This window comes from Methylobacterium sp. Leaf111 (genome assembly GCF_001423285.1).
GTDB lineage: Bacteria > Pseudomonadota > Alphaproteobacteria > Rhizobiales > Beijerinckiaceae > Methylobacterium.
Genome location: NZ_LMNE01000045.1, coordinates 44,267 through 57,089 on the forward strand (window position 1 = coordinate 44,267; position 12,823 = coordinate 57,089).

Sequence of the window (12,823 nt, forward strand, 5' to 3'; positions counted from 1 at the left end):
ACCGGCGGCCCCGCGCCGCCTCAGGCGGCGGTGTCGGGTCGGGACTCCGGGTGCGCCTCGGGCGCGACCGGCCGGTAGACCAGGCCGACCTCGCCGGACAGGCGCGCGACGAAGGTGATGCCGGCGGCCTCCAGCGCGTTCCGGATGGCGGCGCGCGTCCGCGGCCGCAGCACGGCGCCCCCGCTCTCCTCGAATCGCTTGATGCTGGAGCCCGAGACCTCCGCGGCCGCCGCGAGGTCCGGGATCGACCAGTTGAGCATCGCCCGGGCGCTCCGGATCAGCGGCCCGGACATGTCGGCCAGCGCCAGGGCCGGGGGCTGGGTCATCATGCTGGCCGTGCTGGTCATGTCGATGACGAGGCCGATCCATTCCCGGACCGAGCGGTCGGGGTTGAGCACTGGGACGGCCCGGCTGCTGACCCAGCGGTAATGCCCGTCGGCGCGGCGCAGGCGGTAATTGGCTTCGTAGGGTTCGTGCCGGCGGAAGGCCGTCGCCCAGGCGCTGGCCGCGCGCTCCCGGTCCTCGGGATGGATCGCCGAGACCCAGCCGCCGGCATGCCACTCCTCCGGGGTCTGACCCGTCAGGGCGCACCAGCTCGGGGATGGTTGACGGACCCCGTCCGGGCTCATCAGCCAGACCACGGCCGCGATCGCCTGGACGAGGCCCTCGTAGCGCGCCTGATTGCGCAGGACCGATTGCGTGGTCTCGTGCCGGCTGGTGACGTCCAGGATCAGGCCGTCGGCCCGCACCGGACGGGCATCCGTCCCCAGCACCACGTTCCCCCTGAACTCGACCCAGCGCACGGTCCGATCCGGCCGAACGATCCGAAAGCCGCGATCGACCGGGATCCCGGTGCGCAGCGCGGCCGAGACCTCGTCGAAGATCGGGCTGTCCTCGGGATGGACCAGGGCGCGCAGCGCCTCCATCCGGGTGGTCTGCTGCGACAGGCCGGTGAGCCGCACGACGCCGTCCGACAGCGAGAGCACGCCCGAGCGGAGGTCGATGGACCAGAGCCCGATCTGGGCCAGCTCCTCGACCAGCCGGAGAATCTGGGCCAGCGAGGCGGGAACGGGCTGGCGCGGCTCCTCCCTCGGCACGGAAATTCCGGAACGGATCACACCCGCGGAAAACAAAGAATCATCTCTCATGACGATGTAAGGGCAGGCACGCGTTGCCCGAACCGGGCCGGATTATGAGACGCCATCGCTGCAAGTCCAGTTAAAAGCCTGGGCGCTACATTAAAATTCATTCACAATAGCTCTCAGATGCTTCCAATCCTAGGATGCGCTGCCGCGTCCAGGGGGGCGATCCCGGGGCGGAGCGCCGCCTCGGGGCGACGCGCCCCGCGCGGGCCAAAGGTCCCGCGCGGTCGGGAAACGCGTCTCGATCGCCCGGCGATCGGGGGATCTGATGGCCGCCGGACCCGTCTCCGATCGGCGCCGGCACGGTCGTGGGTCCTGCACCGGTTCTCGCCGGCACAAGGTCCGGCGTTTGCCCTCGACCGGCGTCGGAGACCCTGCGGCGGCTTCGGCGCACGGGCGGATCGCACCGCAGACGGACGCTGCGCCGGTCGGTGAGGCGGGCGCCCGCTGAAGGGGGCAGGACTTCTCTCCTCGGGTGGCCGCTGGCTTACAGTGGTTCCGGGCCTCCGCAGACAGATGATCGAGGGATGTGCCTGAAATTGACGCGTATCCAAAACTGAAAACCCCCAATTAAACCCTGAGTTGTCTTCAAGTCTTCGTGATGAGATACGAGCAGAGGATGGAAATAGCGCGAACGGATACGGTCGATCATTGACGAGCGGCTTCCCGAACGCCTTCCCGTACCCCGTTTCGGATCGAGCCGGCCGGCCTGCCCTCGCTCTTGGCAGGGCTGCGTCGGCCGCCCGGGGGCGGCGCCCGCGCCGCGCGGTGCCCGCAAAGCCTGACATCGACCGCCGGTCGTAGCGGCCCGCGCCCGATCCGGCCGTCCGGCCCTGGAAAGACGGGGAGCCCGATGCTCAAGTGAGGGCGCGGCGGCCATCGCGAGCGAATCGCAGGCCAGCGAAGAGATCGGCGACCCAGCGATGCGATCCAGCCACCGTCCCTCCGCCCCCTGCCGCCCGACGGGCCATCCCCGCCCGATCGCCGCGACGACCTGCCCGGATCGAACTGGGCCGGATCGAACTGGCCCTGATCGGGCCCCCCCGGGATCGATCGCGTCGACGCCCCCCGCAAGGACACGATGACCATGGCACTGGAACGGAACGCCGCCCTGTCCAGCCCCGAGGCCCGGGGGGCCCGCACGGACCTTCTCGCCGCCGCGGCCGACCGGGTCGTGGCGCAGGGCGGCCCCGGCGGCTTCGTCACCGACCTGTTCGGGCGCGTGCCGCCCGAGGACCTCGCGCCCTACACGGCGCAGGATCTCGCCGACCTCGCCCTGGCGGCCCGGGGGCGACTGGCCGAGCCCCGGCACCCGGGCGCACCCGCCAACCTGTCCGTCAGCGACCGCGCCGTCCTGCGCGACGGCCGCACCCGCGACCTGACCATCGTCGAGGTCGTCAACGACAACCGTCCGTTCCTGCTCGATTCCGCCCTGGCCGAGCTGACGGAGCAGGGGCTGGCCCCCCACCTCGTCGCCCACCCGATCCTCGGCGTCGAACGCGACGGGGCGGGCGCCCTGGTCCGGGTGGTGGGGGAGACCACCGCCGACACCCAGGCCGGCTTCGCGCGGGAGAGTTTCATCCACATCCACCTCGACCGGCTCGATGCCGGCGAGGCCCGCACCCGCCTCGTCGAGGGCCTGGCCCGCGTGTTCCACGACGTCGCCCTGGCCACCGACGACCAGGACGCCATGACCGCCCGCCTGGCCGGCCTCGCGGAGGCCTATGCCCACGCCCCGCCGCCCCTGTCGGCGGCCGAGGTGGTGGAGGCGCGGGCCTTTCTCGCCTGGCTCGGCGCGGGGCACTTCACCCTGCTCGGCCTGCGCGAGCACAGCCTCTCCGGGGCGGAGCATGCCCTGGTGGAGGGCTCGGGCCTCGGCCTGCTGCGCGATCCGGGGGTGGCGGTGCTGCGGCGCGGGGGCGCCCTCGTGGACATGACGCCCGAGATCCGCGCCTTCCTCGAGGGGCCGCAGGCCCTCATCATCACCAAGGCCAGCGCCAAGTCCCGGGTCCACCGGGCCGCCCATCTCGACTACATCGCCTGCAAGCTGTTCGGCGCGGACGGCAGCCTCACCGGCGAGGTCGGCATCGTCGGCCTGTTCAACGCGAGCGCCTACACCCTGCCGACGCGCGAGATCCCCTACCTGCGCGAGACCGTGGCGCAGGTGGCGACGCGCGCGGGCCTCGATCCCACGAGCCATGCGGGGCGCGGCCTCCTCGACGTGCTGGAGACCTACCCGCGCGACGACCTGTTCCAGATCGACGCCGACCGGCTCTACCGCTTCAGCCTCGCCATCGCCCATCTCGCCGACCGGCCGCGCCTGCGGGTGCTCTCGCGGCCCGACCGCTTCGGCCGCTTCGTCTCGCTCCTCGTCTACGTGCCCAAGGACCGCTACGATTCCACCGTGCGGGCGCGGATCGGCGCCTACCTCGCCGGCGAATACGGCGGCCGGGTCTCGGCGGCCTACCCGTACTTCCCCGACGGGCCGCTCGCCCGCACCCACTTCATCATCGGCCTGCCCGAATCCGGTGCGCCCGAGCGCGACCCCGCCGCCCTGGAGGCCGGCATCGCCGCCCTGGTGCGTACCTGGGGCGACGAATTGCGGGTGGCCCTTTCCGAGACCCTGGACGGCCCCGAGGCCCGCGCCCTGGCGGCCCGCTACGGCGAGGCCTTCTCCGCGGCCTATCGCGAGAGCTTCGCCCCGCGCGTGGCCATCGCCGACATCATGACCGTGGAGCGCCTCAGCCCCGCGCGACCCCGGGCGGCCGATATCGGCCGGCGTGCCGCCGACCCGGACTCGCAGATCCGCCTGAGGGTGTTCTCGCGGGGCGCCTCGCTCTCCCTGTCCGAGCGGGTGCCGGTGCTGGAGAACCTCGGATTCCGGGTCATCAACGAGCGGACCTACCGCATCCTGCCCCCCGGCGCCGACGAGGCCGGTCGGGTCTGGCTGCACGACATGCTGCTGGAGCGCGCCACGGGGGCGGCCATCGACCTCGGCCGCCTCGAGACCCTGCTGGAGGAGGCCCTGCTGGCGCTGGGCACGGGGCTGGCCGAATCCGACGGTTACAACCGCCTCGTGCTGGAGGCCGAGCTGCCCTGGCGCGACGTCGCCCTGCTGCGCGCCCTCGGTCGCTACCTGCGCCAGCTCCGCATCCGCTACGGCCAGGACTACCTCGCTGCCACCCTCAGCGCCCATCCGGGCGTGGCCCGCGCCCTGGTCGCCCTGTTCCGGGCCCGGTTCGACCCCGCCGCCGCCGGCGACCGGGAGGCGGCCCAGGGCGCGATCCGCGCCGGGATCGAGACGGACCTCGCCGCCGTGACCAGCCTCGACGAGGACCGCATCCTGCGCCGCTTCGTCAACCTGATCGAGGCCGCCCTGCGGACCAACTTCTTCCAGGTCGCGCCGGGCGGCGGGCGGCGCAAGGCCATCGCCTTCAAGTTCGCCTGCGCCAAGGTCGGCGGCATGCCGCTGCCGCGCCCGGTCTTCGAGATCTTCGTCTATGCGCCGCGCGTCGAGGGCGTGCACCTGCGCTTCGGCTACGTCGCCCGCGGCGGCCTGCGCTGGTCCGACCGGCCGGAGGATTTCCGCACCGAGGTCCTCGGCCTGGTGAAGGCCCAGCAGGTGAAGAACGCCGTGATCGTGCCGGTGGGCGCCAAGGGCGGCTTCTTCCCCAAGCGCCTGCCGCCGGCCTCGGACCGGCAGGCCTGGATGGCCGAGGGCACCGAGAGCTACCGGATCTTCATCCGGACCTTGCTCGAACTCACCGACAACATCGTCGGCGACGCCATCGTGCCGCCGGCCGACACGGTGCGGCACGATCCCGACGACGCCTACCTGGTGGTGGCCGCCGACAAGGGCACCGCCACCTTCTCGGACATCGCCAACGCCCTCTCGGCGGAGCGCGGCCACTGGCTCGGCGACGCCTTCGCCTCGGGCGGCAGCCAGGGCTACGACCACAAGGGCATGGGCATCACGGCCCGCGGCGCCTGGGAGGCGGTGAAGCGCCACTTCCTAGAGATGGACATCGACACCCAGAGCGACCCGATCACGGTGGCGGGCGTGGGCGACATGTCGGGCGACGTCTTCGGCAACGGCATGCTGCTGTCGCGCTCTCTGCGCCTCGTGGCGGCCTTCGACCACCGCGACATCTTCCTCGACCCGAACCCCGACGCCGCCGCGAGCTTCGCCGAGCGCCGCCGCCTGTTCGATCTCGGGCGCTCCTCCTGGCGCGACTACGACACCGGCCTGATCTCGCCCGGCGGCGGCGTCTATGCCCGCAGCCTGAAGACCATCCCGGTCTCCCCCGAGATCCGGGCGGTGCTCGGGCTCGCGCAGGACGCGGCGACCCCGGCGGAGCTGATGCAGGCGATCCTGAAGGCGCCGGTGGACCTGCTCTGGTTCGGCGGCATCGGCACCTATATCCGCGCCACCGCCGAATCCGACGAGGAGGCCGGCGACCGGGCCAACGACGCGGTGCGCATCACCGGGGCGATGGTCCGGGCCAAGGTCATCGGCGAGGGCGCCAATCTGGGGGCGACCCAGCGCGGGCGCATCGAGGCGGCCCGCAACGGGGTGCGCCTCAACACCGACGCCATCGACAACTCCGCCGGGGTGAACACCTCCGACGTGGAGGTGAACATCAAGATCGCCCTGATGACCCCGGAGCGCGACGGCCGCCTCGACGGGCAAGCCCGCAGCGCCCTCCTGGTGGCGATGACCGACGAGGTCGCCGCCCTGGTGCTGCGCAACAACCAGCTCCAGACCCTGGCGCTCTCGCTGGCCCAGCACCGGGGCCTGCCCGAGACGGGCTTCGCCATGCGGACGATGCAGGCCCTCGAGGCGGAAGGGCGCCTCGACCGCGGCGTGGAGCTGCTGCCGGACGATGCCGCCATCGCGGAGCGGATGCGCAAGGGGGAGGGGCTGACCCGGCCCGAATACGCGGTGCTCCTCGCCTACGCCAAGCTCGCCCTCTACGACGCGCTCCTGGCGAGCCCGGCCCCGAACGACCCCTATTTCGACCGGGAGCTGCAGCGCTACTTCCCCGCGGCGCTCCGCCAGCACTTCCCCGACGCGGTCAACGGCCACCGCCTGCGCCGGGAGATCATCAGCACCGCCCTCTCCAACATCATCGTCAACCGTGGCGGGCCTTCCCTCGTCACCCGCCTCGTGGAGGAGACCGGCGCCGATGCGAGCGCCATCGCCAAGGCCTACGCCATCACCCGCGACGCCTACGGCCTGATGGAGCTGAACCTCGCCATCGACGGGCTGGCCGGCGCCATCGGCGGTCAGGCGCAGATCGCCCTCTACGCCGAGGTGCAGGACCTGCTGGTGGGCCGGATCGTCTGGTTCCTGCGCAACCTCGACCTCTCGGGCAGCGTCGCGCCCCTCGTGGCCCGCTACCGCGAGGGCATCAGCGCCCTGCAGGCGGCCCTGCCGGAGGTGATGGGGGAGGCGGTGAACGGGCAGCGCGCCGCGCGCGAGGCCGAACTCGTCGGGTTCGGCATGGCCGAGGCGCCGGCCCGGCGCCTCGCGGCCCTCACCGCCCTGACCTCGGCCCCCGACATCGTGCGGATCGCCGAGACCGGTGGCGGCGCGATCCCCGAGATCGCTGCGACCCACTTCGCCCTGGACCGGGCCCTCCGGCTCTCGGACCTCGCGGCGGCGGCCCGGGAGGTCGCCACCGGCGACACCTACGACCGCATCGCCCTGGAGCGGGCCGTCTCCACCATCGCCACCGCGCATCGCCAGCTCACCGCCGAGGTCGTCGGCACGGTGGGCGCCGGCCCCGAGGCGGTGGCGGCCTGGAGCCGGAGCCGCGGCGCCGCCCTCGACCATGCCCGCGCCACCCTGGCGGCCGTGACGGCCTCGGGGCTCACGGTCTCCAAGGCGACGGTGGCGGCGAGCCTGCTGGCCGATCTGGCGCGTCCCAAGGGCGCTGCGCCCCAGGGCTGATCCCGGGAGGTCGGCGCGGGCCTAGCGGGCGAGGACGCGGGCCGCGTCCTTCGTGGTCCCGACCGCGCGGGAGACCTGGCCGATCGAGTGGCCGATCGCCTGGATGTTCTGCGAGATCGCCGCGACCGCGCTCGCGGCGTGCTGCATGTTGCCCGACATGTCCTGGGTGACGACGCTCTGCTCCTCCACCGCCGCCGCCGTGCTGATGGCGTATTCGCGCATCTGCGCCACCGAGGCCTGGATGGTCTGGAGCGAGTCGCCCACCTGCCGGGAGACCGCCTGCACGTTGTCGATCTCGCCGGTGATCTGCTCGGTGGCCCGGGCCGCCTGGTTGGCGAGGTTCTTCACCTCCTGGGCCACCACCGCGAAGCCGCGGCCCGCCTCGCCGGCCCGGGCCGACTCGATCGTCGCGTTGAGCGCAAGCAGGTTGATCTGGCCCGCGATGGTCTGGATCAGGCCGACGATGCCGCTCATCGCGCCCGCGGCCTGGGTGAGCTTCTGGGTCGCCTCGGCGGCGGCCACCACCTGGCCCTGCGCCGCCTCGGTGGCGATCCGCGAATGGGCCATGCTCTGCGAGATCTCGGCGACGGAGGCGGCGAGTTCCTCGGAGGCCGCCGCCATGGTCTGGACGTTGCTGGCGGTGGTGCTGGCCGCGGCGTCGGCGTCCCGCGTCTGCGTGTTGGAAAGGAGCACCGCCCCGTCGATCTCACCGAAGTTCTGGGCGATCAGCCGGCGCAGGTTCTCGAGGAGCGTCACCTGCGCGGTGATGTCGGTGGCGAACTTGACGACCTTGTAGGGCCGTCCGCCGGCATCGAGGATCGGGTTGTAGGAGGCCTCGATCCAGACCTCGCGCCCGCCCTTGGCGACGCGCTTGTACTGGGCGGCCTGGTAGGTGCCCTGGCGCAGCCGGTCCCAGAACTCGGCATAGGCGGCGCCGTCGCGCTCCGCGGGTTCCACGAACATCCGGTGATGCCGGCCGACGATCTCCGGCAGGGTGTAGCCGACGGCGGCGAGGAAGTTCGCGTTGGCGTCGAGCACGGTGCCGTCGAGGGAAAAGGAGATCACCGCCTGGGCCTTGTGCAGGGCGGCGAGTTGGCCCTGCACGTCGGCGTCCTGCATCTTCTGCCGCGTGACGTCGGTGGCGAACTTCACCACCTTGTAGGGCTTGCCGGCCCCGTCGAGGATCGGGTTGTAGGAGGCCTCGATCCAGACCTCGCGCCCGCCCTTGGCGATGCGCTTGTACTGGGCGGCCTCGTATTCGCCCCGGCGCAGCTTGGCCCAGAAGGCGGCGTAGGCGGGGCTGTCGCGCTCGGCGGGGGCGACGAAGAGGCTGTGCGGCTGTCCGCGGATCTCGGCCAGGTCGTAGCCGATGACGGCGAGGAAGTTCGGATTGGCGGTGATCACCGTCCCATCGAGGTTGAACTCGATGATGCCCTGCGACTTGTCGAGGGCCGCCAGTTTCGCGGCCGTCTCGGCGGCCGTCCTCGTCTTCAGACCCAGCATCGTACGCCCCAGAGTCAGAACCCCGGAAGGGCTCAGGTCGCAGTTCTCGGTCATCGCGCCGGATGAGTCCGCTGCTGCGCACAGAAACTCCGACACAAAAATTAAAGATCAGAAAATTCGTGCGCTGCCACAACCGATTGGGCAACCATTCGTGCTTCGCGTGACCTGCCTTGTCCGGGCTAAAGCTCAGGAACGCGCGCTTCATCTTGTCGAGCGTCCGTCGTTGCCGCAACGGACGTCGGCGACCACTTCGGAATCCTTGGAGCACGCGCCCCCGGTGCTGCCTGCGTCCCGGAGGCGACAGCGCCCGCGGTTTGTCCCACCGGCGCGGCGATAATGCGCCCCGGCCGCGGCGAGGCGTGTTGGAACTCGCGGGCGGTTGGTGTATGAGCCTGCCCCAAGTGCAGTTTCTGCGCCGATTCGAGGCCGTCTGATGGACGTCCCGCCCGGGGGAGATCCCGGGTCCGGGACGTTTTGCAGTTCGCGTCGCGGGGCTCCGGGCGGGTCTCAGGGTCGGCGCCGCCCAACAAACATCGTTTCAGAGGATTGAAACCGTTGCAGGTACTCGTTCGCGACAACAACGTCGACCAAGCCCTCCGCGTCCTGAAGAAGAAGATGCAGCGCGAGGGCATCTTCCGCGAGATGAAGCAGCGCAAGGCCTACGAGAAGCCTTCCGTCCGCAAGGCTCGTGAGAAGGCCGAGGCCGTGCGCCGCGCCCGCAAGCAGGCCCGCAAGACCGCGATCCGCGAGGGCCTGATCGCCGCGCCGAAGCCGAAGCCCCGTTTCGGCGCCGGTGCTCCGCGTCGTCCGGGCGGTTCGCCGTTCGCGCCGACCGCTCCGACCGTGCTGCCGCCCGCCGGCAACGCCTGAGGCGCGAGACGGCCCGCGACGGCCGCGGTGCGCATTGCACCGGCCGTCGCCTGTCATGGACATACGGAAAAGCCCGGTCGCCTTGCGGCCGGGCTTTTCCGCGTTGGGGCGAGACCCTCAGGCGGCCCGGGCCGCCACCGTCGCGTGCTCGGCCTGGACCAGCACGTCGAGGGCGCGCCAGGGCTTCGGCATGTAGACCGCCTGGGCCGGCAGGGCCTCGACGCCGCGGGCATCGCCGCCGGAGGTGAGGACGACGCGGACATCCGGCCAGCGCCGCCCGACGGCGCTGGCCAGGGCGATCCCGTCCATGCCGGCGCCCAGCCGCACGTCGGCGAAGAGCAGGGCGACGTTGCCGCCGGCGCGCTCCAGCACCGAGATCGCGGCCTCGGCCGTGTCGCAGGCGATGACGTCGAGGTCGCTTTCCTCCAGGACCGCCGTCGCGAGGTTGCGGACATCGGCGTCGTCCTCGACCACGAGGGCGATCGGGCAGGGGGCGTGTGAGCGGTCCATGAAGTCTCCTCGTCGGGCGTTTGGGTGGCGAACGCGCGGAATGCAGGGCGGGACGCGGTACGCGGGCGGCACGGAGCCGCCGTCCGCGTCCCAGCCTTGTCCAATCGAATGACTGATTCTCGTCGGGTGATGCTGCGCCGCCACGGTGCGGGGGGCAAGAGTCCGAATCCATGTTCCGGCCATGCGGTTCCCGCATCGATGATCGCGTTCGCCGCCGCATTCCCGCCGGGCTCGCATGATGAATGGGCTACGGGCCGCCATCGACCGGGCAGGGCCCGGGCCCGACGGTGCGCCTCTTGCATCGCGGGTTCTGCAGGAGGCCGGGCCCGTGGCGCGCGTTAACCATTCGTTTACTACGTTAGCGTGAATATCATGGTCGTGCGGGTCGCACAGGTTGTACAAGACGGACGCTGCCCGAGGGCGGCGACCGGGTCGGTCGCGTCGTCGAGATCAGGGGGGGTTCGTCCGTCATGTGCCGCTTTCTCGCCTATTCCGGTGAGCCGGTCTTCCTGACCGACCTCGTCTGCGCACCGACGCACTCGCTGGTCCACCAGTCGCTCCACGCGGCCGAGGCGAAGACGGAAACCAACGGCGACGGCTTCGGAATCGGCTGGTACGGCGAGCGGGTCGATCCGGGCCTGTACCGCGACGTCTGCCCGGCCTGGTCGGACGAGAATCTGGTCAACCTCTGCCAGCAGGTGCGGGCGCGGATGTTCTTCGCCCACGTGCGGGCCTCCACGGGCACCGCCACCACCCGGGCGAACTGCCACCCCTTCACCCATGGCCGCCACCTCTTCATGCACAACGGCCAGATCGGCGGCTATCACCGCATCAAGCGCCGCATCGAGGCGCTGATCCCCGACGCGCTCTACGACGACCGGCGCGGCACCACCGATTCCGAGGCGATCTTCCTGCTGGCCCTGGGCAACGGCCTCGCGGAGGACCCGATCGGCGCCATGCACAAGACCCTGGCCACGGTGCGCGAGCTGATGCGGGCGGCCGAGGCGACCGAGCCCCTGCGCTTCACTGCCGTCGTCACCGACGGCGACACCCTCACGGCCTTCCGCTGGGCCTGCGACAGCAGCCCGCCCAGCCTGTACTACCGCCAGACCGAGACCGGCCTCGTCGTGGTCTCCGAGCCGATCGACGGCTGCCGCGACGGCTGGAAGGTCGTCCCCAAGGGCGGCACGCTCCAGGCCCGCCGCGGCGGCCCGGTGATCGTCACCGGCCCCCAGGCCGTGGCCGCGCGCATCGCCGCCTGACGACGCCCCGGCCCTCCCGGATAAGGGTTGCGGCCTGCGTGCGAAGGGCGGACAACCCCGCTCGATTGCCATGCGGGAGACGCCGATGACGTATCCGAACGTGACGCTGCACATCGCCGGGGCCTGGACCGACGGGGCCGGCGCGGAGACCCTGCCGGTGCTGAACCCGGCCACCGGCGAAACCCTCGGCACCCTGGCGGTGGCGACGCGGGCCGATCTCGACCGGGCGCTGGCGGCGGCCGAGCGGGGCTTCGCGGCCTGGCGGAAGGTCTCGGCCTACGAGCGCGCCAAGGTGCTGCGCCGGGCCGCCGATCTCCTGCGGGCGCGTGTGGAGGACATCGCCCGCCTCATGACCCTGGAGCAGGGCAAGCCCCTGGCTGAGGCGCGGGTGGAGATCCTGGCGGGGGCCGACGTCACCGACTGGTTCGCGGAAGAGGGCCGCCGCGCCTACGGCCGGATCATCCCGGCCCGCGCCGACGGCGTCGTGCAGATGGTGCTGCGCGAGCCGGTCGGCCCGGTGGCGGCGTTCACGCCCTGGAACTTCCCCATCAACCAGGCGGTGCGCAAGGTGGCGGCCGCCCTCTGCGCCGGCTGCTCGGTGATCCTGAAGGGACCCGAGGACACCCCGGCGAGCTGCGCGGCGATGATCCGGGCCTTCCTCGACGCCGGCGTCCCGGGCGACGTGCTCTCCCTGGTCTACGGCGATCCGGCCGCGATCTCCGGCTACCTCATCCCGCACCCCGTCATCGCCAAGATGTCGTTCACGGGCTCGACCCCGGTGGGCAAGGAGCTCGCCGCGCTGGCGGGCCGGCACATGAAGCGGGCGACGATGGAACTCGGCGGCCACGCGCCCGCGATCGTGTTCGGGGATGCCGACGTCGAGACCGCCGTGGCGGTGCTCGGAGCCAACAAATTCCGCAATGCCGGTCAGGTCTGCGTCGCCCCGACCCGGATGCTGGTGCACGAGTCCGTCTACGACCGGTTCCGCGATGGCTTCGTGGCCTTCGCCGAGGGGCGCAAGGTCGGCGACGGGCTCGACCCCGAGACCACCATGGGTCCGCTCATCCACGCCCGGCGCCTGGAGGCGATGGAGAGCCTCTGCGCGGACGCGGTGGCGCAGGGCGCCGAGCTGCGCACCGGCGGCCAGCGCATCGGCAACCGCGGCAACTTCTTCGCGCCGACGGTGCTCTGCGACGTGCCGGCCACCGCCCGCATCATGAACGAGGAGCCCTTCGGCCCGGTGGCGCTGATCCAGCGCTTCTCCGACGACGCGGATGCCTATGCCGAGGCTAACCGGCTCCCCTACGGCCTGGCCGCCTACGCCTATACCCGCTCGGCCTCCCGCGCCGTCGAGGTCGCGGCACGGGTCCAGAGCGGCATGGTGGGCATCAACCACCACGGCCTCGCCTTCCCCGAGACGCCCTTCGGCGGCGTCAAGGATTCCGGCTACGGCAGCGAGGGCGGCTCGGAGGCCCTGGAGGCCTACCTGACCACGAAGTTCGTCAGCCAGGCGAGCGTCGTGGGGTAGGGGACGTCGAGCCGTCGCGCATCGCGGGTCATCCCTCCCCCTCTGCGGGGGAGGG

7 protein-coding genes are annotated in these 12,823 nt (G+C 71.8%); 4 read left to right on the forward strand and 3 right to left on the reverse strand.

The window, feature by feature from the left end; all coding sequences use genetic code 11:
• Positions 1–20 precede the first annotated feature (20 nt).
• On the reverse strand, positions 21–1,097 hold the full coding sequence (locus ASF41_RS17045) for a PAS domain-containing protein (protein WP_056216537.1): 1,077 nt from the start codon (positions 1,095–1,097) through the stop codon (positions 21–23).
• A gap of 1,132 nt (positions 1,098–2,229) precedes the next feature.
• On the opposite strand from ASF41_RS17045, the gene ASF41_RS17050 reads away from it, so the two are divergent.
• Positions 2,230–7,095, forward strand: a complete 4,866-nt coding sequence (locus ASF41_RS17050) for an NAD-glutamate dehydrogenase (RefSeq protein ID WP_056495989.1) — start codon at positions 2,230–2,232, stop codon at positions 7,093–7,095.
• A gap of 21 nt (positions 7,096–7,116) precedes the next feature.
• On the opposite strand, the gene ASF41_RS17055 is transcribed toward ASF41_RS17050, so the two are convergent.
• Positions 7,117–8,598, reverse strand: coding sequence for a PAS domain-containing methyl-accepting chemotaxis protein (locus ASF41_RS17055; protein ID WP_056495264.1), 1,482 nt, complete (start codon positions 8,596–8,598; stop codon positions 7,117–7,119).
• A gap of 555 nt (positions 8,599–9,153) precedes the next feature.
• Between ASF41_RS17055 and rpsU the strand changes: the two genes are divergently transcribed.
• The gene (gene rpsU / locus ASF41_RS17060; protein ID WP_055957071.1) at positions 9,154–9,468 is read left to right on the forward strand and encodes a 30S ribosomal protein S21; all 315 of its coding nucleotides are present in this window, start codon (positions 9,154–9,156) and stop codon (positions 9,466–9,468) included.
• A gap of 117 nt (positions 9,469–9,585) precedes the next feature.
• Here rpsU and ASF41_RS17065 read toward each other — a convergent pair whose 3' ends face one another.
• Positions 9,586–9,978: a response regulator gene (locus ASF41_RS17065; RefSeq protein ID WP_056216533.1), complete on the reverse strand. Its 393-nt coding sequence runs from the start codon at positions 9,976–9,978 to the stop codon at positions 9,586–9,588.
• 470 nt (positions 9,979–10,448) lie between these two features.
• Here ASF41_RS17065 and ASF41_RS17070 point away from each other — a divergent pair, with 470 nt between their 5' ends.
• On the forward strand, positions 10,449–11,240 hold the full coding sequence (locus tag ASF41_RS17070) for a class II glutamine amidotransferase (protein WP_056495267.1): 792 nt from the start codon (positions 10,449–10,451) through the stop codon (positions 11,238–11,240).
• An 85-nt stretch (positions 11,241–11,325) separates the two neighbouring features.
• Positions 11,326–12,768: an NAD-dependent succinate-semialdehyde dehydrogenase gene (locus ASF41_RS17075; protein WP_056495991.1), complete on the forward strand. Its 1,443-nt coding sequence runs from the start codon at positions 11,326–11,328 to the stop codon at positions 12,766–12,768.
• Positions 12,769–12,823 lie beyond the last annotated feature (55 nt).